The 25,054-nt window shown below is 42.9% G+C and carries 20 protein-coding genes and 5 tRNA genes; 1 reads left to right on the top strand and 24 read right to left on the bottom strand.

Features of this window, described 5'->3' with window-relative positions; all coding sequences use genetic code 11:
- Positions 1–6 precede the first annotated feature (6 nt).
- Complete coding sequence (gene miaA, locus BDE36_RS19965) at positions 7–909, top strand: tRNA (adenosine(37)-N6)-dimethylallyltransferase MiaA (RefSeq protein WP_141816258.1); 903 nt, start codon at positions 7–9, stop codon at positions 907–909.
- A 39-nt stretch (positions 910–948) separates the two neighbouring features.
- Here miaA and BDE36_RS19970 read toward each other — a convergent pair whose 3' ends face one another.
- The 24 genes from BDE36_RS19970 to BDE36_RS20085 all read right to left on the bottom strand — a co-directional run bounded on the left by BDE36_RS19970 (position 949) and on the right by BDE36_RS20085 (position 25,050).
- Positions 949–1,260, bottom strand: coding sequence for a DUF3467 domain-containing protein (locus tag BDE36_RS19970; protein ID WP_128768560.1), 312 nt, complete (start codon positions 1,258–1,260; stop codon positions 949–951).
- A 65-nt stretch (positions 1,261–1,325) separates the two neighbouring features.
- On the bottom strand, positions 1,326–5,609 hold the full coding sequence (rpoC, locus tag BDE36_RS19975; RefSeq protein WP_141816259.1) for a DNA-directed RNA polymerase subunit beta': 4,284 nt from the start codon (positions 5,607–5,609) through the stop codon (positions 1,326–1,328).
- Between the two features lie 80 nt (positions 5,610–5,689).
- The gene (gene rpoB / locus BDE36_RS19980) at positions 5,690–9,496 is read right to left on the bottom strand and encodes a DNA-directed RNA polymerase subunit beta (protein ID WP_128768562.1); all 3,807 of its coding nucleotides are present in this window, start codon (positions 9,494–9,496) and stop codon (positions 5,690–5,692) included.
- A gap of 149 nt (positions 9,497–9,645) precedes the next feature.
- Entirely contained in the window at positions 9,646–10,026 is a 381-nt protein-coding gene (gene rplL, locus BDE36_RS19985; RefSeq protein WP_128768563.1) for a 50S ribosomal protein L7/L12, read from the bottom strand.
- Positions 10,027–10,082: 56 nt separating this feature from the next.
- Positions 10,083–10,601, bottom strand: a complete 519-nt coding sequence (gene rplJ / locus BDE36_RS19990) for a 50S ribosomal protein L10 (RefSeq protein ID WP_128768564.1) — start codon at positions 10,599–10,601, stop codon at positions 10,083–10,085.
- Positions 10,602–10,603: 2 nt separating this feature from the next.
- Positions 10,604–11,302 carry a 50S ribosomal protein L1 gene (rplA, locus tag BDE36_RS19995; protein ID WP_128768565.1) on the bottom strand — a complete coding sequence of 233 codons (699 nt, stop codon included), beginning with the start codon at positions 11,300–11,302 and terminating at the stop codon, positions 10,604–10,606.
- A 20-nt stretch (positions 11,303–11,322) separates the two neighbouring features.
- Positions 11,323–11,766 carry a 50S ribosomal protein L11 gene (gene rplK, locus BDE36_RS20000; RefSeq protein WP_128768566.1) on the bottom strand — a complete coding sequence of 148 codons (444 nt, stop codon included), beginning with the start codon at positions 11,764–11,766 and terminating at the stop codon, positions 11,323–11,325.
- A gap of 172 nt (positions 11,767–11,938) precedes the next feature.
- The gene (gene nusG / locus BDE36_RS20005; protein WP_128768567.1) at positions 11,939–12,481 is read right to left on the bottom strand and encodes a transcription termination/antitermination protein NusG; all 543 of its coding nucleotides are present in this window, start codon (positions 12,479–12,481) and stop codon (positions 11,939–11,941) included.
- Positions 12,482–12,494: 13 nt separating this feature from the next.
- Entirely contained in the window at positions 12,495–12,689 is a 195-nt protein-coding gene (gene secE / locus BDE36_RS20010; protein WP_128768568.1) for a preprotein translocase subunit SecE, read from the bottom strand.
- Positions 12,690–12,705: 16 nt separating this feature from the next.
- Positions 12,706–12,776 (bottom strand) — tRNA-Trp (locus tag BDE36_RS20015).
- Positions 12,777–12,894: 118 nt separating this feature from the next.
- Positions 12,895–14,082, bottom strand: a complete 1,188-nt coding sequence (tuf, locus tag BDE36_RS20020; RefSeq protein WP_128768569.1) for an elongation factor Tu — start codon at positions 14,080–14,082, stop codon at positions 12,895–12,897.
- Positions 14,083–14,140: 58 nt separating this feature from the next.
- Positions 14,141–14,212, bottom strand: a tRNA-Thr gene (locus BDE36_RS20025).
- Positions 14,213–14,297: 85 nt separating this feature from the next.
- Positions 14,298–14,370 (bottom strand) — tRNA-Gly (locus BDE36_RS20030).
- 129 nt (positions 14,371–14,499) lie between these two features.
- Positions 14,500–14,580, bottom strand: a tRNA-Tyr gene (locus BDE36_RS20035).
- A gap of 63 nt (positions 14,581–14,643) precedes the next feature.
- A tRNA-Thr gene (locus BDE36_RS20040) sits at positions 14,644–14,716 on the bottom strand.
- 301 nt (positions 14,717–15,017) lie between these two features.
- Entirely contained in the window at positions 15,018–15,356 is a 339-nt protein-coding gene (hpf, locus tag BDE36_RS20045) for a ribosome hibernation-promoting factor, HPF/YfiA family (RefSeq protein ID WP_128768570.1), read from the bottom strand.
- 15 nt (positions 15,357–15,371) lie between these two features.
- On the bottom strand, positions 15,372–16,250 hold the full coding sequence (locus BDE36_RS20050) for a tyrosine-type recombinase/integrase (protein WP_141816260.1): 879 nt from the start codon (positions 16,248–16,250) through the stop codon (positions 15,372–15,374).
- Between the two features lie 68 nt (positions 16,251–16,318).
- Positions 16,319–16,510, bottom strand: a complete 192-nt coding sequence (gene rpsU, locus BDE36_RS20055; RefSeq protein ID WP_128768572.1) for a 30S ribosomal protein S21 — start codon at positions 16,508–16,510, stop codon at positions 16,319–16,321.
- A 620-nt stretch (positions 16,511–17,130) separates the two neighbouring features.
- A complete protein-coding gene (locus BDE36_RS20060) occupies positions 17,131–17,658 on the bottom strand; it encodes an adenine phosphoribosyltransferase (RefSeq protein ID WP_128768573.1) in 528 nt (175 codons plus the stop codon).
- Complete coding sequence (locus tag BDE36_RS20065) at positions 17,658–18,569, bottom strand: ComEA family DNA-binding protein (RefSeq protein WP_141816261.1); 912 nt, start codon at positions 18,567–18,569, stop codon at positions 17,658–17,660. Before BDE36_RS20065 ends, BDE36_RS20060 begins: the two co-directional genes overlap by 1 nt.
- 50 nt (positions 18,570–18,619) lie before the next feature.
- Positions 18,620–19,420: a polysaccharide lyase family 7 protein gene (locus BDE36_RS20070; protein ID WP_141816262.1), complete on the bottom strand. Its 801-nt coding sequence runs from the start codon at positions 19,418–19,420 to the stop codon at positions 18,620–18,622.
- Positions 19,421–19,433: 13 nt separating this feature from the next.
- Positions 19,434–21,788, bottom strand: a complete 2,355-nt coding sequence (locus BDE36_RS20075) for a polysaccharide lyase 6 family protein (RefSeq protein WP_141816263.1) — start codon at positions 21,786–21,788, stop codon at positions 19,434–19,436.
- Positions 21,789–21,862: 74 nt separating this feature from the next.
- A complete protein-coding gene (locus BDE36_RS20080; RefSeq protein ID WP_141816264.1) occupies positions 21,863–23,452 on the bottom strand; it encodes a hypothetical protein in 1,590 nt (529 codons plus the stop codon).
- An 11-nt stretch (positions 23,453–23,463) separates the two neighbouring features.
- A complete protein-coding gene (locus BDE36_RS20085; RefSeq protein WP_141816265.1) occupies positions 23,464–25,050 on the bottom strand; it encodes a RagB/SusD family nutrient uptake outer membrane protein in 1,587 nt (528 codons plus the stop codon).
- Between the last annotated feature and the right edge of the window lie 4 nt (positions 25,051–25,054).

Raw genomic sequence — 25,054 nt, forward strand, 5'->3', positions numbered from 1 at the left:
TTGACAATGACTGATCAATCCAATAAAAAGCTCATCGTAATAGCCGGCCCGACAGCCATAGGAAAAACAGAGCTTGCAATCAGAGTTGCACTCCATTTTAAAACTGAGGTCTTATCAGCCGACTCCAGGCAATTCTACCGTGAAATGAGCATTGGCACTGCTAAACCATCTCTGGAAGAACTCCGTGCTGTTAAACATCATTTTATAGATTCTCTATCCATAACGGAAAATTACTCGGCCGGGGACTTTGAAGACCAGGGACTTAATATTCTGGCTGATATATTTTCTAAAAACGACTATGCGGTACTGGCTGGCGGCTCCGGGCTTTTTATTAAAGCTATTACAGAAGGTTTCGACGAACTACCGAAAGCCGATGCTGAAGTTCGAAATAAACTAAATCAGATTTTAGCCGAACAAGGTATTGGCGTGCTGCAACAACAATTAAAAGAGCTGGATCCGGAATATTACAGACAGGCCGATATACATAATCCTCAGCGGATAATCAGGGCGCTGGAAGTAAGCCTGTCTACAGGAAAACCATTCTCCTCCCTTCATCTGAAAAAAAAGAGGGAAAGGCCGTTCTCTGTCGTGAAGATCGGACTAAATGCCGATAGGGACTTGCTCTACCAACGCATTAATCATCGGGTCGATCTCATGGTAGAAGCGGGATTAATAGACGAAGTGAAACAACTTTTACCCTATCGCCATCTCAATGCACTTAACACAGTAGGCTACTCCGAAATATTCAGTTACCTCGATGGAGAAATCAGCTTGCAGGAAGCATTAGATGCCATAAAACAAAACACCAGAAGATTTGCAAAACGTCAGCTGACCTGGTTCCGAAAAGACCCGGATATAAAATGGTTTAAGCCCGATGAACAGGAAGCCATCCTGGAATATATTCACTGATCCAAACATCCTGGCTACAGCAGGATTCCACTTGTTTTTTTACGCCTGAGCTGTTGGCCCGCCAAAATTCATAGGGAAGCCTCCGCCCTCTTCCGGTATCCTGATCCTTCCGTTTATTGTTTCAAACTTGGCAATATTGTCTTCAAGAGCAAGTAAAAGCCTCTTTGCATGCTCAGGAGTTAATATAATCCGCGATTTAACTCTCGCCTTTGGCACTCCAGGCATCACACGAATAAAGTCGACAACAAACTCAGTGTTTGAATGGGTAATAACAGCAAGGTTTGAATATGTTCCTTCAGCAACTTCTTCCGAAAGCTCTATGTTTAACTGATTATCTAGGTTTTCTTCCATCGTGTAAAAATAAAAAAGTCCTCCTATAACAGGAGGACTTCTATAAAGTTTTATGATATAAAGGATCAGACTGCCTCTTCTTGTTTAGAAGCCATCAGCTTATCGTATTCTTCCTGCGATCCAACGATGATACGCTCGTAGCTACGTAAGCCGGTACCCGATGGTATCAGGTGTCCTACAATTACGTTTTCTTTCAAACCTAACAAGTTATCACGCTTTCCGCTGATTGCCGCTTCATTAAGGACCTTCGTGGTTTCCTGGAATGATGCAGCCGAAATAAACGACTTAGTTCCTAAAGATGCACGGGTAATACCCTGCAGTACCGGGCTCGAAGTAGCGGAGATAGCATCCCTGGCCTCTACCAGCTTCATATCTTTACGTTTGAGAAGAGAGTTTTCGTCTCTTAACTTTCTAACGGAAATAATCTGCCCTGCCTTAACTGTAGTTGAATCTCCCGGATCAGTTACAACCTTCTTATCATAGATCTCGTCATTCTCCATCATGAAGTCCCAACGATCCACTGCATCCTTTTCAAGGAAGCGTGTATCACCCGGATCCTCAATCTGAACCTTCTGCATCATCTGGTGAACAATCACCTCAAAGTGCTTGTCGTTGATCTTCACACCCTGCAAACGGTAAACTTCCTGGATACCGTTAACAAGATATTCCTGAACTGCAGCAGGACCTTTGATCGACAGAATGTCTGCCGGAGAAATTGAACCGTCTGATAAAGGCATACCGGCCTTTACAAAGTCGTTATCCTGTACCAGGATGTGCTTAGAAAGAGGCACAAGATACTTCTTGATCTGGCCGTCTTTCGATTCAATAGAAATCTCGCGGTTTCCACGTTTTACACCTCCTAGTGTAACAACACCATCAATTTCGGTAACAACAGCCGGATTAGATGGATTACGAGCTTCAAAGAGCTCGGTAACACGTGGAAGACCACCTGTAATATCCCTTGTCTTACCAGTAGAACGCGGAATCTTGGCAATTACCTCACCCATCTTCACACTTGTGCCTTCATCAACTGCGATATGCGCACCTACCGGAATATTATACCCTTTTATGATATTTCCTTGTTTATCAGCTATGCGGATTACTGGATTCTTGGTTTTATCGCGTGTATCGATAATTACCTTCTCCCTGTGTCCGGTCTGCTCATCCGATTCCTCACGGAAGGTTACACCTTCTATAACGGCTTCGAAATCAATTTTTCCGCCAAACTCGGAGATAATCACAGCGTTATATGGATCCCAGCTACAGATACGGTCGCCTTTCTGAAGCTTATCTCCTTCTTTCACATACAAGTATGATCCGTAAGGGATATTGTTTGTCATAATCACGCGACGAGTTCCAGGCTCAAGGATCCTGAACTCACCTGAACGGCCAAGAACAACTTCAACCGGACCATCTTCAAGCTCATAAGGAACTGTCCGAATGTTTTCAAATTCGATAACACCCTCGAACTTAGCATTGATCTGTGATTCAGCTGCGATGTTCGATGCAGTACCACCCACGTGGAATGTACGAAGAGTTAACTGAGTACCCGGTTCACCGATAGACTGTGCGGCAATTACACCCACGGCCTCACCGGCCTGAACGCGTTTACCAGTTGCAAGGTTACGACCATAACACAATGCACAAACCCCTCTCTTACTTTCGCAGGTTAATACAGAGCGTATCTCAATTCCTTCAAGGGCCGAATGATCGATTTTATAACCAATCTCTTCATCAATATCCTGATTTGCTGCTACTAGCAGCTCTCCTGTGATAGGGTCAAATACGTCATGCAGCGAAGTCCGCCCTAATATACGTTCGTATAATGGCTCAACGATATCTTCGTTATCCTTCAGTGCTGTAGTATAAATTCCTCTTAAGGTACCGCAATCTGTTTCTCCAACGATCATATCCTGCGCAACGTCGTGTAAACGGCGGGTCAGATAACCGGCATCGGCCGTCTTAAGAGCCGTATCCGCAAGACCTTTACGCGCACCGTGTGTAGAAATGAAGTATTCGAGTACCGATAAGCCTTCCTTAAAGTTAGAAAGAATTGGGTTCTCGATGATTTCCCCACCTGATCCCGACTTCTGAGGCTTCGCCATCAGTCCACGCATACCGCATAACTGACGGATCTGTTCCTTAGAACCACGGGCTCCTGAATCAAGCATCATGAATACTGAGTTGAATCCCTGGTTATCCGTAGAAAGGATTTCCATTACATTCGCAGTAAGCCTGTTATTGATACGGGTCCAGATATCGATGATCTGATTATAACGCTCGTTGTTGGTAATGAATCCCATGTTATAGTTATTCATCACTTCTTCAACCTCCTTAGACGCCTGATCAATTAACTTCATCTTGGCTTCAGGAATATTAAGATCCTGAAGGTTGAATGATAAGCCTCCACGGAACGCCATCTGGAATCCTAATTCCTTAATATCGTCAAGGAACTGAGCAGCACGGGCCATACCAGTGATCTTCACCACCTCGCCGATAATATCACGAAGTGATTTCTTGGTAAGCAGTTCATTGATATAACCTACTTCTACCGGAACCATCTGGTTGAACAATACTCGTCCTACCGTAGTATCAATCAGCTTATTAACGATAGTACCATCCTGCTCTTTTACATTAGCTTTAACCTTAATGAACGCGTGCAGGTCTATCTTCTTTTCGTTATAAGCAATAATAACTTCTTCGGCAGAATAGAACGTTTGTCCCTCACCCTTTACAACTCTTTTATCATCCGTCTTACGGCCTTTGGTAATATAATAAAGACCAAGAACCATGTCCTGTGAAGGAACGGTGATAGGAGTACCATTCGCCGGGTTGAGGATATTGTGAGAAGCAAGCATTAAAATCTGTGCTTCAAGTATAGCAGCATGACCAAGAGGTACGTGAACAGCCATCTGGTCACCGTCAAAGTCGGCGTTGAATGCAGTACAAACCAATGGGTGCAACTGAATCGCCTTACCTTCAACCAGCTTAGGCTGGAACGACTGTATACCTAAACGGTGTAGTGTTGGAGCACGGTTTAGAAGAACCGGATGTCCTTTAAGAACGTTTTCGAGAATATCCCAAACAATCGGGTCCTTCCTGTCAACAATCTTTTTAGCCGACTTCACTGTCTTAACAACGCCTCTTTCGATCATCTTACGGATGATAAACGGTTTAAACAGCTCTGCAGCCATATCTTTTGGCAAACCACATTCGTGGAGCTTCAGACTTGGACCAACCACAATTACGGAACGTGCTGAATAATCCACACGTTTACCTAACAGGTTCTGACGGAAACGACCTTGCTTTCCTTTCAGGATGTCTGAAAGAGATTTTAATGCTCTGTTTCCTTCTGTCTTAACCGCATTCACTTTACGTGAATTATCGAATAACGAATCTACAGCTTCCTGTAACATACGCTTTTCATTACGTAAAATTACCTCCGGAGCCTTGATTTCAATCAGACGCTTCAAACGGTTATTACGAATGATCACACGACGATAAAGGTCGTTAAGATCCGATGTAGCAAAACGGCCACCTTCCAGAGGCACCAACGGGCGCAGTTCAGGAGGAATAACCGGAACAATCTTTACAATCATCCATTCAGGATGATTCTCAATATTTTCGCGTGCGCTACGGAACGCTTCAACAACCTGCAGACGCTTCAACGCCTCGTTTTTACGTTGCTGAGATGTTTCGTTAGCTGCCTGATGGCGCAGATCATAAGATTGCTGATCTAAATCCAGACGCTTAAGCAGCTCTTCAAGTGCTTCAGCTCCCATTTTAGCAACAAACTTCTGCGGATCTTTATCATCAAGATATTGATTTTCCTTAGGAAGGGTATCCAGAATATCCAGGTACTCTTCTTCTGTAAGGAAATCCATCTTGTTAATGCCGTCAGCCTCTTTGATACCTGGCTGAATAACTACATATCGTTCATAGTAGATAATAAGATCCAGCTTCTTAGTGGGAAGGCCCAGCAAATAACCGATCTTATTAGGCAATGAACGGAAATACCAGATATGAGCAACAGGAACAACAAGATTGATATGTCCCATACGCTCACGACGTACTTTCTTTTCTGTTACTTCAACACCGCAGCGATCACATACGATTCCTTTGTAGCGGATACGTTTATACTTACCGCAATGGCATTCGTAATCCTTCACAGGACCAAAAATACGCTCGCAGAATAAACCATCCCGCTCCGGCTTGTAAGTACGGTAGTTGATGGTTTCTGGTTTTAAAACTTCCCCACTTGAACGCTCAAGGATCGACTCCGGAGACGCTAAGCTGATGGTAATCGAGGTGAAGTTGCTTTTTATTTTATTATCCTTTTTATAAGACATAGCTCTTTTTTCAAGTTAAAAGTGTAAAGTATAAAGTTGAAAGTGACAGAACTCTGAACTTTCAACTTTTAACTCTCAACTTAGTCCAGTGTGATATCCAAACCTAAACCTCTTAATTCATGAACCAATACATTGAATGATTCAGGAACAGAAGGCGTTGGAAGGTTCTCACCTTTAACAATCGCTTCATATGTTTTGGCACGTCCTACCACGTCATCCGACTTCACAGTAAGGATTTCCTGGAGGATATTCGATGCACCGAATGCTTCCAGTGCCCAAACTTCCATTTCACCAAAGCGCTGTCCACCAAACTGAGCTTTACCACCCAGAGGTTGCTGCGTAATAAGTGAGTACGGGCCAATTGAACGGGCGTGCATCTTATCATCAACCATGTGACCCAGCTTCAGCATATAAATAATGCCCACAGTGGTAGGTTGGTCAAAGCGCTCTCCTGTCAATCCATTGTATAGATAAGTACGTCCGGAAGCAGGTAGTCCTGCCTTTGCAACCCACTCTTCCACTTCCTCATGAGTTGCCCCGTCAAAGATTGGAGTAGCAAACTTCATCCCCAGTTCCTTACCTGCCCATCCAAGAACAGTTTCGTAAATCTGTCCAAGGTTCATACGGGAAGGTACACCGAGAGGATTAAGAACGATGTCAACAGGTGTTCCGTCTTCAAGGAAAGGCATGTCTTCATCACGAACGATACGGGCTACAATACCCTTATTTCCGTGACGTCCTGCCATCTTATCCCCTACTTTCAACTTACGTTTCTTAGCGATGTAAACCTTAGCCATCTGAACAATTCCCGATGGTAGTTCATCTCCTACGCTGATAGCGAACTTATCACGTTTGTACGCTCCAAGTTCCTCATTCAACCGGATATTATAGTTATGAAGTAACTGCTTGATCAGCTCATTCTTATCCTCGTCTGTTGTCCACTTAGTAGGATTAATATTCGCATATTCAAGATCAGCCAGCATCTTCTGAGTAAACTTGGCGCCCTTTGGAACAAGGAGCTCCTTGTAAACATTATAAACCCCCTGTGAAGTTTTACCGTTAACGATAGTAAATAACTTTTCTGTCAGGGTATCCTTTAAATGCTTAACGGCTTTATCATGTGCCGAATCCAGTTTATCCAGTTGTGCTTTTTCTTCAGCTTTCGAAGTCTTCTTAGCACGTGAGAAAAGTTTGGTATCAATTACAACACCTCCGATAGAAGGAGGAGTTTTCAATGAAGCATCCTTCACGTCACCGGCTTTATCACCGAAAATTGCACGAAGAAGTTTCTCTTCCGGAGAAGGATCCGACTCCCCTTTAGGAGTAATCTTACCAATCAGGATATCTCCTTCTTTTACTTCTGCACCTACACGGATAATTCCATTTTCGTCAAGGTCCTTTGTAGCTTCTTCCGAAACGTTCGGTATATCAGGAGTCAATTCTTCTTCACCGCGTTTGGTGTCACGAACTTCCAGCTCAAACTCTTCAATGTGAAGAGATGTAAAGATATCCTGTGATACCACACGTTCTGAGATTACAATCGCATCCTCAAAGTTATAACCCTGCCATGGCATGAAAGCAACTTTCATGTTTCTGCCCAGAGCGAGCTCGCCGTCCTGCGTTGCGTAACCTTCACAGAGAACCTGGCCTTTATCCACCCTTTGACCTTTTCTTACAATAGGTTTAAGGTTGATACAGGTACTCTGATTGGTCTTCTTAAACTTAATCAGACTGTACGACTTAGTTTCACCTTCAAATGAAACAAGCTTATCATCTTCATTGCGATCGTATTTAATACGGATCTCGTTGGCATCAACATACTCAACAACTCCGCTTCCTTCAGCATTGATCAGGGTACGCGAGTCGCGGGCAACTCTGCCCTCCAGACCTGTACCTACAATCGGAGCTTCAGGACGAAGCAATGGAACAGCCTGACGTTGCATGTTCGAGCCCATCAGCGCACGGTTAGCATCATCATGTTCAAGGAACGGAATCAATGAAGCCGCGATAGAAGTGATCTGATTAGGCGCAATATCCATCAAATCAAGCCTTTGAGGCTCGATGACCGGGAAGTCACCTTCAAACCTTGCCTTTACGCGCGGAGTTTCAAAGTTACCATGCTCATCATACAAAGCGTTTGCCTGAGCAATGGTCTTTCCATCTTCATCTTCAGCAGATAAGTAAATTACAGGCTCTTCAACAACAACACGACCATTATCAACTTTCCTGTAAGGAGTTTCGATAAAACCGAGGTTATTGATCTTTGCATGGACGCAAAGAGAGGAAATCAAACCGATATTCGGTCCTTCCGGCGTTTCGATGGTACACAAACGGCCGTAGTGGGTGTAGTGAACGTCACGAACCTCAAAACCGGCACGCTCTCTTGAAAGACCACCAGGGCCTAAAGCTGAAAGACGTCGTTTGTGAGTGATCTCAGCAAGAGGATTGGTTTGATCCATAAACTGAGATAACTGATTTGTTCCGAAGAAAGAGTTTATCACTGACGATAGCGTACGGGCATTGATCAGGTCAGTTGGCGTAAATACCTCGTTATCGCGTATATTCATACGCTCACGGATGGTACGTGCCATACGGGCCAAACCAACTCCAAACTGAGCATACAGCTGTTCACCAACTGTACGTACACGACGATTTGATAAGTGGTCGATATCATCCACTTCAGCCTTCGAATTGATCAACTTGATCAGATACTTAACAATAGCTATAATATCAGCTTTGGTAAGCACCTTGGTTTCTTCAGAAGTTGTAAGTTTAAGCTTACGGTTGATGCGGTAACGACCTACATCACCGAGATCGTATCTCTTGTCTGAAAAGAACAAACGGTCGATAATACCGCGTGCTGTTTCTTCATCAGGTGGTTCAGCATTACGCAACTGGCGGTAGATATGTTCAACCGCTTCTTTCTCTGAATTGGATGTATCCTTTTGCAGAGTATTATATATAATCGAATAATCAGCATTGTTAGAAGCATCTTCCTTAGTCAGGATAACACTTTTAACACCTGCATCAATGATCATGTCGATGTGGTCGTCTTCAAGAATGGTTTCCCGTTCGAGAATAATCTCATTTCGGTCAATGGAAACTACTTCGCCGGTATCTTCATCCACAAAGTCCTCTACCCACTTCTTCAGCACCCTGGCAGCAAGCTTGCGGCCTACGAATTTCTTCAAGCCTGATTTGCTTACCTTTACTTCGTCGGCAAGTTCAAATAATTCGAGAATGTCTTTATCCGAATCATAACCGATAGCGCGAAGCAGAGTAGTAACCGGGAATTTTTTCTTACGGTCGATGTAAGCATACATCACGTTATTCACGTCTGTAGCAAATTCAATCCATGAACCTTTAAACGGAATTACACGGGCAGAATATAACTTGGTCCCGTTGGTATGACGGCTCTGGCCAAAAAACACACCGGGCGACCTGTGCAACTGCGATACAATTACACGTTCAGCTCCGTTAATAACAAATGTTCCTTTCGGCGTCATGTAAGGGATAGTTCCCAGGTAGACATCCTGAACAATTGTTTCAAAGTCTTCGTGCTCCTCATCATTACATGACAAACGTAATTTAGCCTTTAAGGGAACACTATAAGTTAAGCCACGCTCAATACATTCCTGTATATCATAACGCGGCGGATCAATAAAATAATCAAGAAACTCTAAAACAAAGATATTTCTTGAGTCAGAGATTGGGAAATTTTCAGAAAAAACCTTAAACAAGCCTTCCTGGTGGCGGTTGTCAGAGGTCGTTTCAAGCTGAAAAAACTCCCTGAAAGATTGCAATTGCACATCCAGGAAATCGGGATAATCGATCACGTGCTTGCTGGTTGCAAAATTTACTCTTTCGCTTTGATTTTTGTTTGCCAATGGATTAAGATTTTAGTTTAATATAAACTGTGACTTATTTTCGGGATCCTCCCCAATCTTGTAAGTCAAACAAAAATGGGTATAATACAAACAACAATAGACCCCGGCGAAAACCGGAGTCTAAAGTATCATTTTATCGAGTTAAGAGCTTACTTAATCTCAACAACAGCTCCTGCTTCTTCTAATTGTTTTTTAAGAGCTTCAGCTTCGTCTTTAGCGATACCGGTCTTAACTTCCTTAGGAGCACCGTCAACTAAATCTTTAGCTTCTTTTAGTCCAAGACCAGTAAGGTCCTTAACTAATTTAACAACTGCTAACTTCGCGCCACCTGCTTCTTTCAGGATTACGTCAAATGCAGTCTGTTCTTCAGCTGCAGCAGGTGCATCGCCACCGGCAGCAGGAGCAGCAACTGCAACCGCAGCAGCAGCAGGTTCAATACCATACTCGTCTTTAAGGATCTGAGCTAACTCGTTAACTTCTTTTACTGTTAAGTTTACCAATTGTTCAGCAAACGCTTTTAAATCTGCCATTTTATTTAAATTTTACTTTTTACTAATTTATGTGACTGAGCTTTCAGGTGTCTGTCTTAACCTCTATCTTGTAATGTTTTAACTATACCTGCAAGCTTATTTCCACCTGATGAAAGGGCCGAAATAACGTTCTTAGCAGGCGACTGCAATAATCCAATGATTTCGCCGATAAGCTCTTCCTTAGATTTGAGGGTTGCCAGTGCATCTAATTGATTGTCACCTATGAAAAGTGCAGAATCAATGTAGGCGCCTTTTAAAACCGGCTTATCACCTTTTTTTCTAAGTTCTTTGATAAGCTTCGCAGGAGCATTTGCTACTGACGAAAACAAAATCGTAGAAGAACCTTTTAATGCTTCATCTAACTCCGGAGCTTCTAATCCAGCAGCTTCCATTGCCTTACGGATCAGAGTATTCTTTGCGACCTGGATAGGAATCCCGCTCTCAAAGAACTTCCGGCGTATTGCATTGATCTTAGCAACTGAAAGATTTGCAGTATCGGTAATGTAAAAGTTCCCGTACTCCTTAATCTGCGCAGCAAGGGATTGAACAATCTCGTGTTTCTCTTCTTTTGTCATGATTAGATCCCCGCTACTGTTTTAGTTTCAATTTCGATTCCGGGAGACATAGTAGAAGAGATATGAATGCTCTTAAAATATGTTCCTTTTGCTGCTGATGGTTTCAATCTCGAAAGTGTCTGGAGTACTTCCAACGCATTTTCATAGATCTTATCAGCAGGGAAAGATACTTTTCCTATTGAAGTATGAATGATTCCGGTTTTGTCAACCTTAAAATCAATTTTACCACCCTTTACATCAGTTACTGCCTTTCCTACTTCCGTAGTAACAGTACCAGACTTAGGATTTGGCATCAAGTTACGCGGACCGAGAATACGACCCAGCCTACCAACTTTCGCCATCACACTTGGCATGGTGATAATGATATCCACATCGGTCCACCCACCTTCTATTTTTGAAATATACTCATCCAGGCCAACATAATCCGCACCGGCTGCTTTCGCTTCTTCTTCCTTCTCAGGTGTTACCAAAGCCAGAACCCGCACAGTTTTACCTGTACCATGAGGAAGGGTAGCAATACCACGAACCATCTGATTTGCCTTACGCGGATCAACGCCCAAACGAACATCGATATCCACAGAAGCATCAAACTTGGTCGTCGTTACTTCTTTAACAAGAGCAGATGCATCTTGTAAAGAATACGCTTTACCCGCCTCAATCTTGGAGAGTGCCTTTTTTTGATTTTTTGATAATCTAGCCACTTCTTAACTGATTTAATTAATTAACTGTTCCATGGTGCATTACCGGAAACGGTAATTCCCATACTACGTGCTGTACCGGCAACCATTTTCATCGCCGACTCTACAGTAAAAGCATTTAAGTCAGGCATTTTATCTTTAGCAATAGCCTCAACCTGCTCCCAGGATACCGAAGCAACCTTCTTGCGGTTAGGCTCTGCCGACCCACTCTTAATGCCTGAAACTTCAAGCAACTGTATTGCTACAGGAGGGGTTTTAATGATAAAATCAAATGACTTATCAGCGTATACTGTAATTACAACAGGTAATACTTTACCTGGCTTATCCTGGGTGCGTGCATTGAACTGCTTGCAAAACTCCATGATATTCACCCCTTTTGCACCTAGAGCAGGTCCAACCGGAGGTGATGGATTCGCAGCGCCACCCTTGATCTGTAATTTTACTAACGCACTGACTTCTTTTGCCATTTTTGTTTATTTATTTATTACTCAATGTTAGTAAGTGGAAGCTATGTAACATTTAAGATTTTTATTCAGTATCAAGATTTTAGTATCAGGTAGCAAGATTTCCATTTTAGACGCCAAGTAAGAATCTTGCTGTTTGTGTCTTGATACTTGATACTAATATCTTGATACTATATTATTCTTTCTCTACCTGCATATAATTCAACTCCAGAGGAGTACGGCGTCCGAAGATCTTCACCATTACCTTTAACTTCTTCTTCTCTTCGTTTACTTCCTCTATAACACCGGTGAAACCATTGAACGGACCATCCATTACCTTAACATTCTCGCCAACATAATACGGGATGTTCATGGTTTCGCCCTGCTGGCTCATCTCGTCTACTTTTCCCAGTATACGGTTTACCTCCGCCGGACGTAATGGAACAGCGTTGCCCCCCTTGTCGCCAAGAAAACCAATTACACTGTTTATATTTTTTATAACGTGTTCGAGCTCTCCGTCTAAAGCTGCTTCTATCAGAACATACCCAGGATAAAAATTCCTTTCTTTAGCAATCTTCTTCCCTTCACGCATCTGATAGTATTTTTCCATAGGTATCAGAACCTGAGGTAGTAAATGAGAAATACCAAGGCGGTTAACCTCGGTTTCTATATATTGCTTTACTTTCTTTTCCTTACCACTAACTGCTCTGACAACGTACCACTTCAGTTGATCACTCATTGTATTGTTCATTTTAAGCAACCGACCTGTAGAAAAATTTCAAAAGATTGCCGGCAGATTCATCCATAGCTAAAATCATCAGCGCAATAATCACTGAGGCTACAAGCACAATGACCGCTGAATTTTGTAACTCTGTCCAGGTCGGCCATGATACCTTATGGAGCATTTCATCATAAGACTCTTTTATAAATTCAACTACGTTAGCCATTTTTTGCAAACTTAAGCACGGGCACAAGGATTCGAACCCTGATCAAAGGTTTTGGAGACCTCTATTCTACCATTGAACTATGCCCGTAATTTTATCTCCCTCAGAAGATTTAAGATTGATTTTTATTTTTTAGAACAAAGTACCCAGAGATTCTGAGTACTTTGTAATTTATCTATTCATCCAACCGCGTTAACGGTGTCGAATGTTATTTTAAAATTTCAGTTACCTGACCGGCACCTACAGTTCTACCACCTTCGCGGATAGCGAAACGTAAACCTTTTTCCATCGCAATCGCGTTGATAAGTTTTACAGTGATAGTAACGTTATCACCAGGCATAACCATTTCTACACCTTCAGCCAGTGAAATCTCACCAGTTACGTCTGTGGTACGGAAATAGAACTGAGGACGATATTTGTTGAAGAATGGAGTGTGACGACCACCTTCAGCTTTTGATAAAACGTAAACCTCAGCTTTGAAATCTGTGTGAGGAGTTACTGAACCTGGTTTACAGATAACCATACCACGACGGATATCAGTCTTTTCAATACCACGTAACAATAAACCTACGTTGTCACCAGCTTCACCTCTGTCAAGGATCTTACGGAACATTTCAACACCTGTTACTGTTGATTTCAGGTTTTCAGCTCCCATACCCAGGATTTCAACCGGCTCACCAGAGTTGATAACACCACGCTCGATACGACCAGTTGCTACTGTTCCACGACCAGTGATAGAGAATACGTCTTCAACCGGCATTAAGAAAGGAAGGTCAGTCAGACGTGGAGGAATTGGAATATAGCTATCTACAGCTTCCATTAATTCCATGATCTTAGCTACCCACTGTGCATCTCCATTCAGTCCGCCTAATGCAGAACCACGGATTACAGGAATATCATCACCAGGGAATTCATAGAATGATAATAATTCACGAACTTCCATTTCTACTAAGTCTAATAACTCAGGATCGTCTACCATGTCAACCTTGTTCATGAAAACAACAAGTGCAGGTACACCTACCTGACGCGCTAACAGGATGTGCTCGCGAGTCTGTGGCATCGGACCGTCAGTTGCAGCAACTACCAGGATAGCTCCGTCCATCTGAGCCGCACCAGTAACCATGTTCTTTACATAGTCAGCGTGTCCGGGACAGTCAACGTGTGCATAGTGACGATTTGCTGTTGCATACTCAACGTGTGCAGTATTGATAGTGATACCTCTTTCTTTTTCCTCAGGTGCAGAGTCAATAGAATCAAATGAACGAGCCTCAGACAAACCGGCATCAGCTAATACTTTAGTGATAGCAGCAGTAAGAGTGGTTTTACCGTGGTCAACGTGGCCGATAGTACCGATATTTAAGTGCGGTTTACTGCGGTCAAATTTTTCTTTTGCCATGTTTTTATACTAATTAGTAGGTTATTATTTTTATTGTATTTGATTATATACCTTCCTGAGCCAATGATGGGACTTGAACCCATGACCTCTTCCTTACCAAGGAAGTGCTCTACCGCTGAGCTACATCGGCTTATTCATCTTTTGCAGTTTCATTTATCAGTTCTTGGAAATAACAAACTGCAAACGACAAACTGCCGGCTGCTAAATTTAAAATGAGCGGAAGACGAGGTTCGAACTCGCGACCTATAGCTTGGAAGGCTATCGCTCTACCAACTGAGCTACTTCCGCTTATTTTTATTACATTCCGATTCTAGATGATCAACAAAAACACCAGTTTCAATAAAACTTAAAACCTGTTTGCTTTATATGATTAAGAAACAAAGTTTCTAATCGTGATTCTAAAATCCAAAACATCTGTGGGGAGAGAAGGATTCGAACCTTCGAAGCCGAAGCAACGGATTTACAGTCCGTCCCATTTAGCCACTCTGGAATCTCCCCAGCCTGATTTCCATTTTAACCTGTCGCCACAACCGCAACATCAGATCAAAACTGTAAACCCGGAGCCTCCTATCGGGATCGAACCAATGACCTACTGATTACAAGTCAGTTGCTCTACCAGCTGAGCTAAGGAGGCTTTTATCTCTTATCTTTACCTTTTATTCTATTGAGTAACGGCCTGCAAAGGTAAGAGTTTTTTTTGATATTTTATTGTAAATTTAAACTTTTAAAGAACACCTCCCTTTCTGCTAAATTCTACGCTTAGAACCTCTCCAAAAGGGATTGCAAATCTACACAAAATACCCTTGCAACAAAATTTTTTTCAAAAAAAATCCGGCAGTCTGAAAACTGCCGGAAAACCTATTAAAGTTACACATTAGATGCAGCTCGAATCCCCGCTCTGCCTGCGCAAAACGAAAGAGCTGTAACATCTTCCGTTATTCTTCCTCAATCAGTAGTTCTTCGGTCTTCTGACCAACAACACCTCTCGACTTCGCTTTGTGCTTATCAACCTGTCGTCTCAACGACTCAATTGCCAGATCCGTGGCCTCCTCAAACGATTTACATTGTTCTTTTGCGAACAATTGATTACCCGGTAACATTAGTTTTATTTCGGTGATCTTATTCTGCTCATCTTCGGTTTTTTCCAGCTTCAGATAAACTTCAGCGCTTATTATCTGATCGAAGATTTGGTCAAGCTTGTCTGCTTTCTTTTGAATAAAGGCCAACAACTTCTTGTCGGCAGTAAAATGAATGGATTGAACTGTTATTTTCATCTTTTCCTCCTTTTTTTAAGCCTTTGGATGGGCTTGTTTGTAAATCGATTTTAACCTTTCAACAGAATTGTGTGTATACACCTGAGTGGCAGCCAGACTGGCATGCCCCAGCAGTTCCTTTATCGCGTTTAAGTCAGCTCCGTTATTCAACAGACTGGTAGCAAAGGAATGACGCAGCACGTGTGGGCTTCGCTTCCCTGCAGTTGTAATAAACGACAAATATTTCTTTACTATCCGATAAATTAATGATGGATATGCCATTTTCCCCTCATCTGTTACAATCAAAGCTACAGAATCATTCCCAAATTGTTGCGCCCTTTTTTCCTGTATATATTGCCTGATCAGCTTCAGCAGAGACGAATTTACAGGGACGATCCGCTCCTTACCACGCTTTCCCATAATACGGATATTCTGCTCATAGTAATTAACATCCCCCTCTTTTACAGCAATCAGCTCTGAAAGACGCATACCGGTACCAAACAGTAGTTCTACTACCATTTTATTTCTGATACCACTAAAATCTTCTGTAAAAATATCGCTGCTGTCCAGCAACGAATTAAGTTTATCTTCTTGTACTACAACGGGCAGATGTTTTGGAATCTTAAGCGCCTTTACACGCAATACCGGATTTTCATCCAACAGATTTTCACGGTTCAGGAATTTATAAAAACTACGGAGAGTAGATAATTTTCGATTGATGGTTCTGGCATCCGAATACTCCATCAGCTCTACAATCCATGCACGGACATCGGGATACTTTGCTGATGAAAACGCTGTCTCTCTTAAAGACAAGAACGAGTCGAATTGTTCAAGGTCCCTAATATAAGCACTGATCGTGTGCCCCGAGTATCGTTTTTCGTATTTAAGATAATTGCCGAACTGCTCTATAAACATCAAAAACTATTTGCATATCACAAAGGCAATATACAAATAGTTTCAATTCAAAAAAATTATGAAGAAATTTAAACGATATCCTGGTTGAGAGTTTGTTTGTACACGGCACGTTTAACGACGTTCCGACGAGATACAGATTTCTTTTCAAAAGCCTGACGGCTACGTAGTTCTCTCAATACTCCGGTTTTCTCAAATTTCTTTTTGAAGCGTTTCAGGGCTTTATCCAAAGACTCGCCATCTTTTACGTTGATAATAATCATATGCTTATATACCTCCTCTCTTTTTTAAGGACTGCAAAAATATGTAAAATATTCTAAATTAGAACATTCAATTTTACTTTTCTTTACTTCCGCATCTCTGGGTTACCTTTCCTGTATTAAGGTTGAAATACACTGATACCTCATGATTAATAAAAAGAATGTGATATCAATCTTCCCAAGGTATGATCTCAGTCATATGAAAAAAATGTTATAACCTGCATTTTTGTAGTGTAAATAATTGATTCAATTGTTTACACTACATTGATTTGTTTACATATTGATTTTGTTTTGAGTTAGTTTGGTTGATGAAGCGGCTTCCCACAATAAGAAGCCGCTTTTTTTTACCCCACTGCGGGCAGAACGATGGCAGGCTGACGGCAGGCTGCTGGCACATTTGATCGAGAATTCATCGACTGGGCATGCTGATTTCATCGACAATTCATCGACACGGAGTCGAATAACCAGGCTCGGGCCGTAGTATCGCTAAGGAATAAACCTGAGAGCAGTCTGCCGTCAGTCTGCCAGCAGTCCCGAACCAGTCTCCCAAAGCCCACTACTACCCCAACATTCATCCGAATAAAACCGCCCAGGTACTAATTACAAGGAAATTGCAGGTATACCTAAAAAGAGGTGAGACTCACTATATTCTCAGAAAACGTATCAAGCGACTTTCTACCATTAAGAAAATCCAGTCCAATCACAAAGGCAAAGCCTGCAACAACACCACCGAGTTCAGTTACCAGGTGGGCGGCAGCCTGCGCTGTACCACCTGTAGCCAGCAGGTCGTCATGTATCAGAACGTGGCTCCCGGGTTCAAATGCGTCGGTATGAATCTCTATGGATGCAGAACCGTATTCCAGCTCATATGATTTTTTCACGATCGTAAATGGAAGTTTTCCCGGCTTACGCACAGGAATAAAGGGAACCCCCAGCTTGTTAGCTAACATCAGACCGAAAAGGAAGCCACGGCTTTCAATGCCGGCGACAACGTCAACCTTCGTACCTTTTAATTGTTCAACAAATGCCTCGATCACTTCTGTACAAAGTTGAGCATCTTTAAAAATGGGCGTAACGTCCTTAAAGATTATTCCCGGTTTAGGGAAATCAGGAATGTCGCGGATTACAGATTTCAGTCTCTCACTAATCATCAGAAAATTAAATAAGGCGCAATTTTACGCAAAATTTCCTCGTTTAGGATGGCTATTTTTTTAAGATCATTTATTCCGCTGTAGGGCCCATGTTGCTTGCGGTATTGAATAATAGCGTTCATCTGTTTATAGCTCAAATACGGATAACCCTTTATTTCGTCGAAGGTAGCGGTGTTAAAATTCAATTTCCTTACCGGGCCGGAGTTCACTATTATTTGCCCCTCCAGAGAACTATACCTGACTGAATCTATACCATAAACCTCTCTAAGCTGTTCCTTCCGGCAAAACCCTCCCAGCCTGTCGCGGTATCTTACGATCCGTGAAGCCAGAACCGGTCCTATTCCCCTTACAGTTTGCAACGTTGCCGAATCGGCGGAATTGAGGTCAACTACCACCGCAATATTTTTGAAATATTTCCGGGCACCGCCGCCTTCTTCAGTAACCCGGCCATACGCATGATATTCTTCAGGAATATTAATGTAAGGTTCAAGCTTGCTGTACATGAGGGCGTCAATGGAATAAATTCTCTTCAGGTCCTCCTTCTTCCAAAACTTACCACCTTTTGCCTCGTAATTCTTAATAACCCTGATCTGTTTTTTGCTTAACCCCAATTTCTGCCAGTCGGCTTCAGGGAGCTGATTGGGATTAAACCTGAAATAAACAGGAGCTTTCGCTAAGGCTTCAACATCCTCATAATCTTTATGATAGTTATGCCCGGAGCGCTTTATTTCTGATGCCCTGAATTCGGCTATTTCCTTCTTGAACCGGCTGAAATCATACGTCTCCTGAGAACGGAACCAGGAGGCCGCCAGCGGGACTAATAACACGATGAGCAGCAGCATGCAAAACACCAGAAGGCCATTCAGCTCTTTCCGGGTGAAGCTAAAAAACTCCGTCAAATACTTAAACATAAGGATAAGGTATTATTCGGAGCTAAATTACGGAATATTACAAAAATTCCTTACTCGTGTTTCGTCCACACGTTAAAGATCTCTACTTCGCCATAAGCCGTACACGATTCGCCCGCAACCTTTTTCGCGCCCTGACAAGAAGACTGTACATATGCGCCTGCTTTAAAATAGGCATCTGTAAAATGTCCTTCAAATGTATATTTGAGCTTTTCGTTGTAATAGCATTGCGTCTTATCATTAGCGACGACAAATTTAACGCTAAACCGCGTTCCTAATTGATAATTATCGTCAAGCGTTATCCTGCTTCCGCCGTTCACAGATACAAGCAGTTTCCGGTCTTCGAGCCTGAAAAAGATCACATATTTATCGGCATCATGGATCTGGCCGATCACAATGTGTTTCCTTACATCGGGAAGATGGGTAACACGCTGGTCTATGAATAAGGTATGCGTACCTTCAGACGACGACCATGCAGCCGATGTCTTCCCATTGTTTAGCATCTCTCTGAGCTCTGACCGCGGGAAGTTGGATCCGCTCGTTGTAGCCCCTCCGGTTTGCGCACGAAAAACCACGCCATCTCCCCCCTTGTTCACATGAAAGTAATCAGCACTCGAATACGTGTTCAGTTCAGGCTGTTTTATCTCATCGGGGTTTCCTGCATGATCCGTATTGACGGGCAGGGTAAGTTTCCAGTTTGTCAGATCGAGTACCTTTGCAGGGTAAACTCCCGGCGTGTCTGAAGGTGTACTTTCATTTTTGCCCGGCAGTGTATTTACCGGACCAGACGCAGCGCTTTCTTTCTTTGAGCAGGCTGTCAGGATAAAAAAGAATATGGATAATATTATGTTCATCTTCATCGAGTTTTTAATTTAATACCAGCTTTCCGGGCTTGATTACCATCGCACCAAGTATTCCTCCCGAGGAGGACTTGTTTATCAGCTCAGAACCGGCTTTCAGCGAAAAGTTCCGGTTTTGCCGGTCTTCAAACTGCGGATCTAACTGATAGATGTTTCGACCGGTAAGTCTTCCGTAAAAAGATTGTATCCGGCCCGACTGGTAAAGATTACAAAAGTCGACTTTAAGATGATCATAACGCGACTCCTGGAACTGTACAGAACGACCGCCCTGACCGCTAAAAGAAAAGATAGAATTTGTAATACTTGCGCTCTGAACACCTAAAAGTCGTAATACAGCTCCCTGCTCGCGGTTATCCACCTCATTAAAGGTACAATGATCTACTACCAGAAAAGGGCCCAACGTACTTTCATCATTGCCGCCACGGTACAGGTTAAGGGCAGAGCCAAGGATATTGGTAAAAATGCAGTTCTTAATAATTGTATATTCAGCATTATAAGTCCCTTTATCGTCCTTTTCCGCTGCCAGGTCGATACCGCTGCCCGAAATATTTCTGAACATAGAATTAACAACAAGAATACTGTCGGCATAAGTGCTTTTTAAAGCCTTAATTCCGGCAAAGGAGCTCTCGTTAAAATCATAAAACTCGCAATTATCGACACTCAGCTTGTAGTGCCGAACCATCGGCTTAGCCGAAGTTATAATACCGGCGCCGACATCACCAAATCCTTCGGTACTCCCTGCAAAGGCGATACCCTTCACCGACAGGTCAGCACCATCTTCAATAACCATAAAAGCGGTGAGATTTTTCTCTGATGCATTTTGTAGCAGAGGCCTGGAACCAGTCCCTTTCGCGGCTGTGATCAACAGAGCCTTTGAAATACGCAGTTCTTCCGTAATTTTATAATTTCCAGCTTCCGAAAGTTCTATTGTGTCGCCCGCAGCAGCCGAAGCAACAATCCCGGCTAATTTAGTGCTGTTCATGAGCGGGACTATGATTCTTTTATTCCGAACCCCGGTTTGCGTTTCCGAAGGTTTCCACCATGAAGCCCCTGCGGCCTGCAGTTTAAGCAGCGGCAGCTTCTGTGTATTAGCTCCTGCGTCGGCCACAGGAAGAGGCAGATCCATAGATTTTATTCGGGCAATTTTAACAGACACCGGTTTAAAGCCCGCAGGCAAACTCTTCATTTTAGCTTGCGCGACAGCATTATTCATAAACAGGATACCAGTCCCCCCGTTATTGTCTTTATATATGGTATCGCGCGGAGCCACTATCAGGTTATTCCTGAATCGTACATTTTCGGGAGCAAGTGTCCGCTCTGCATCTTTCCCGGCACCAAAGAGTATACTGCTGCAATTAATATAGGTATTGTGATGAATATCTGCATCTTTGACCTGGTAATAGCGGTTAATAAGGGAATTAGGCACCCCATTCATCACAGACAGGGCAGCTCTGAAATCATCACCTTCCAGATCCCGGAACACATTATTAAAAACCTGATGCCCGGGATTAATCACCCTTACGCCTCCGGTAAAAGGCTTTTTATTCCCTAGGAACAGATTCCCTTCAACTATATTTCTGCTCCCGTGTCTGAGTACCACGCTTCCCTCGCACTCGAAGAAAGTGTTGAAGCTAACCTGGTTTTCGCCTGATTTAACAGATACGATTTCTACTTCCCCGTTACAGCGCACAAAATAGTTACTCACAACTCGCGTCCGCGAAGGAGTAAGCGAATATTTAGAAACGCCAATCCTCATGGTTTCACCTCCGTTTGAACCCAACCGTTGCCTGCCTTTAAAGTAGTTACTGTCTATACTATGATAGTTCTCCTGGCTGCGCTCGTCGTTTAACTCAACAATGAGCGTAGGACCCATATTCATCTTGTTCACGAAAGTACAATGGTCCACACGGTTATTTTTACCCCAGAGCACCACCCAGTTATCATTTGCAAAACGGTCGGGCTGACTGTAATTATCAATTACAAAACCAGTAATGCGACAATGGTTTGCAAGATTATCGTTATTCAGCCTGAAATTAATAACATCGTTTTTCCGGGCTGTACCGTTTGTAAAATGAAGATCCTTCACAACAAGGTATTCTCCCGCAATGTCCAATGTTGAACTGCCGGTAAGCCTGACACCGCCAGGGGTTTGCGGCCGCACTAAAATCGGCCTTCTCTCCGTTCCCCTGCCTTGCAGCACTAACCTGGCATCTTTCCATTCGCCATTAGCCAGTATGATTACATCGCCTGGCTTCGCTGCAGATACAACGTTTTTAAGCGCTGCAGGGTCTTTAACGGTGATTGGCTGAGCAATACACTTTATATATAAGGCCAAACACACAACAACAATAAATACTCTCATTATAATTAAGTTTTGATACCTCTCTCCTTCTAACATAATTAACCTGGATCTAATTTTTTTACCCGAACCGGCTCTTACTTCTGAACGATGATATCAAATTTGATAGTCGACAAGCCCGGCGTCGTTGCGTTTATATTCACCTCCTTTACCCTCAAAAGACAGTTTTTACTGGAGCCATTTGCCTGTGGTATGCGGAGCCATAAAAGATACGCAGAGGTAACATTAAATATATTGGATGCGGGCGCTGCAACAGCGTCATATTTCGTAGAGCTGCTGCCCGGTACGCTAATTCCCGTAAACAGGTTATCGTCCAGATTATCAATATTACCAGCGTTATATAAAGCATATATGTTATCGGCAACAGTGTTCCCTGCCGTAGTCGGCACCAGTACTCTGAACCTTGTGGCTTTTAAATTTGCAGTTACCGGCACCCAACTAACCCCGCTGCATTTATAATTTGAAGCAGCAGAACTGGTATTAGTAGGACTATAAAAAGAAAGTACGCCGACTGTACTACTATAGATCAGAAAATCAAGTTTACTCTCATTCCCGCTTACAGCGCAATTCCCGAACACCGCACCGGTAGAAACATCGAAAAAGCTTCCCGGCGTTTCAGCCGTTTGTGACGACATCACTACATCTCTGTATACCTCGGTTAAATAAGTAACATTTAGGGGAATGATAATCTCTGAAGGCAGGTTATCTGAATCTGTAGCAACTATTCTTAGGTTCTTTGCGCGCTTCCTGAACAAATAATTATAGCTAAAAGCATAGTCTTTTGAGTTATTGAGGTCAGCAATACTTTGAACCAAAGTGTAGCTTCCTTCAAAATCATCATAGACTTCGACCTTGGCAAGTCCTGTAATGGAGGTTATCTTCCCTGTTACGTTTGTTGTCCCGCCGCTCACATCAGGGGTAACAGTTGCAGGAAAATCCGCAAACTTAGGTTTGAAGTTATTGATATCAACCGGCATATCAATTACTGTTTCCATTACCTGTCCGAAAATATCGGTAGCGCTTACTTTAATATGCTGGGCTGCCTTACGGTATGTGTACGCAAAATTTACATTGTAATCTTTACTCCCCGAAAGTGGGATACTTTCTACCAGGGCAAATGTACCTTCTGTTTGATAATCATCGTAGACATCCACCTTGGCTATTCCGCTTTCTGACGTAATTTTTCCGGTAATTGCAGTAGTTCCCCCGTTAAGGTCAGGGGAAAGGCTTACCGGAAAGTCGGTAAGAAACGGTTTCGACGGATCGTAAATATCAATCTTGACAAAGCCTTCGTATGAGCTATTATCATCCTGCTTCACCATAACTTTTACCCCCCTTACCTTCTTAATACTGCTAAACGGAAGTTTTGAAGCAGAGATATGAAATGTATAATCCTTTGCGTCCTTCTGATCAGGCTTACCTATAAAGATCAGGGAATCCTGAACATTACTGCGAACGAGATAACAATAAACGATGTTAACGGCGCCTGAAGATGTCACTTCTGCTGTTAATGCCGTATCCGGGTTAAAGTTCTTTGTGGCAAGATTGTAAATAAGATCTTTAGCCGTAAGTGCCCCCGTAGACGGGCCAGAGTCATCTTTCTTACAGGATATGAGGCTTGTAACAAGCATTAATATCCCGATTAACGGTTTCAATGTGATTTTCATAACTGAATATTTTAATAACCCGGATTCTGTGGAATACGCTGCTGATCGTTTGTATCTATTTCTCTTTGAGGTATCGGCAGCAGTGTCTTTTCTGCCGTAAGATTGGCTTTCAAAGCATCAACTGTAATAGCTGGCCTATATCGACGGTAATGAACCTGATACTCGCTTTCAAAATAATTACCGATAGTTCCCAGAAGCTTATCTGTTCTTACCAGGTCGAAAAATCGTTGATTCTCAAATGCCAGTTCAAGCCTTCTCTCATGCAAAAGGTTATTCCAAAACGCTTGTTCACTCTGAACTGAGAAACTTCCGTCGGCAGCATACTTATAAAAGATCTTACTGAAATCGCCGCCATCATAGTCTATAGCACCCGCCCTTTCTCTTATTTTATTAATCAGCGATACCGACTCACCTGCAGGGCCATCATATCCAATAGCTTCAGCTTTCATTAAAAGCACATCGGCAAAGCGGATCACGGGAAAGTCGTTCTCCGCGTCATTTTCTACCTGAACTGCCGACATAAACTTCTGAATATAAGGTCGGCCAGAATAGGTATTAATGTTGACTGCTTTGCGCTGATCTGAAGCTCCTGTGGTGGGTGTGATATAGGCGCCCGAAAGGTTATCTGTCGGCGTGTTGTATCCAAGACCGTCTCCATTAACGACAGCGTTTCCGCTGCTGTTTGGAGCAAATGTATTCGCCATAAAGTTGCCTAGTCCCAATCCTCCCGCCTTAAAGCGTACAGCAAAAAGGATCTCTTTATTCATCTCATTATCTATCGAAAACACCCTGCCGTAAGAACTTTCAAGGCCATATCCACTGTTATTGATCACATCGTTCAGAAGAGGCAGGGCACTCCCGGCCTGATCAAGGGTAAGATACACTTTCGCAAGAAGAGCTTTTGCGGCCCATGCGTTTGCTTTTCCAACGTTTTGAGAAGCTATCGATCCGTAAGATGTTTGCGACAAGTTATCCTTAGCCGCGTTAAGGTCAGCAACAATCAGCTTATAAACATCAGCCACCGGCGACCGCCCCAGCTGCTTAGCTTCCTGCGGTATTACAGGTTTGGTAACTACGAAAACATCCCCAAATAATCTTACCAGATTGAAATAATGATAGGCACGCAGAAATAAGGCCTGCCCTGCAAGATCAGCTCTCTCCGCATCGGTTAACACAGCTGTGCCATTGCCAAAAACAACCTGACCATTCTCATAAGTTACGCCAAGACTTTGTAACACATAGTTAATGCTGCGGATATTAAGATAAACACTAATCCAGTAATTATATATCTGCTGATGTTGCGAGCTTTGGGTATACATATCGAATGCATTCAATTCCAGCCTTTGAACTGCAGTGCTGGTGGGCGAATTCTGCCGCGAGTTATCGGTTCGTTGCTCTGTAAGCATCCATTCGGTAACCAACGGTTCGTGTAAACCGTTGTAACAACCAGTTAGTGCCGTTTGAACCTCTGCTGCGTTGCGATAGAAGTTATCCGTACCAACATTCGAAATAGGTTCTACATCCAGCACTTTGTTACACGATGTCATTCCGCCGGCTATCACCATTGCGGAGATGATTATATATTTTAAACTTTTCATGGTG

The organism is Arcticibacter tournemirensis (assembly GCF_006716645.1).
Lineage (GTDB): Bacteria > Bacteroidota > Bacteroidia > Sphingobacteriales > Sphingobacteriaceae > Arcticibacter > Arcticibacter tournemirensis.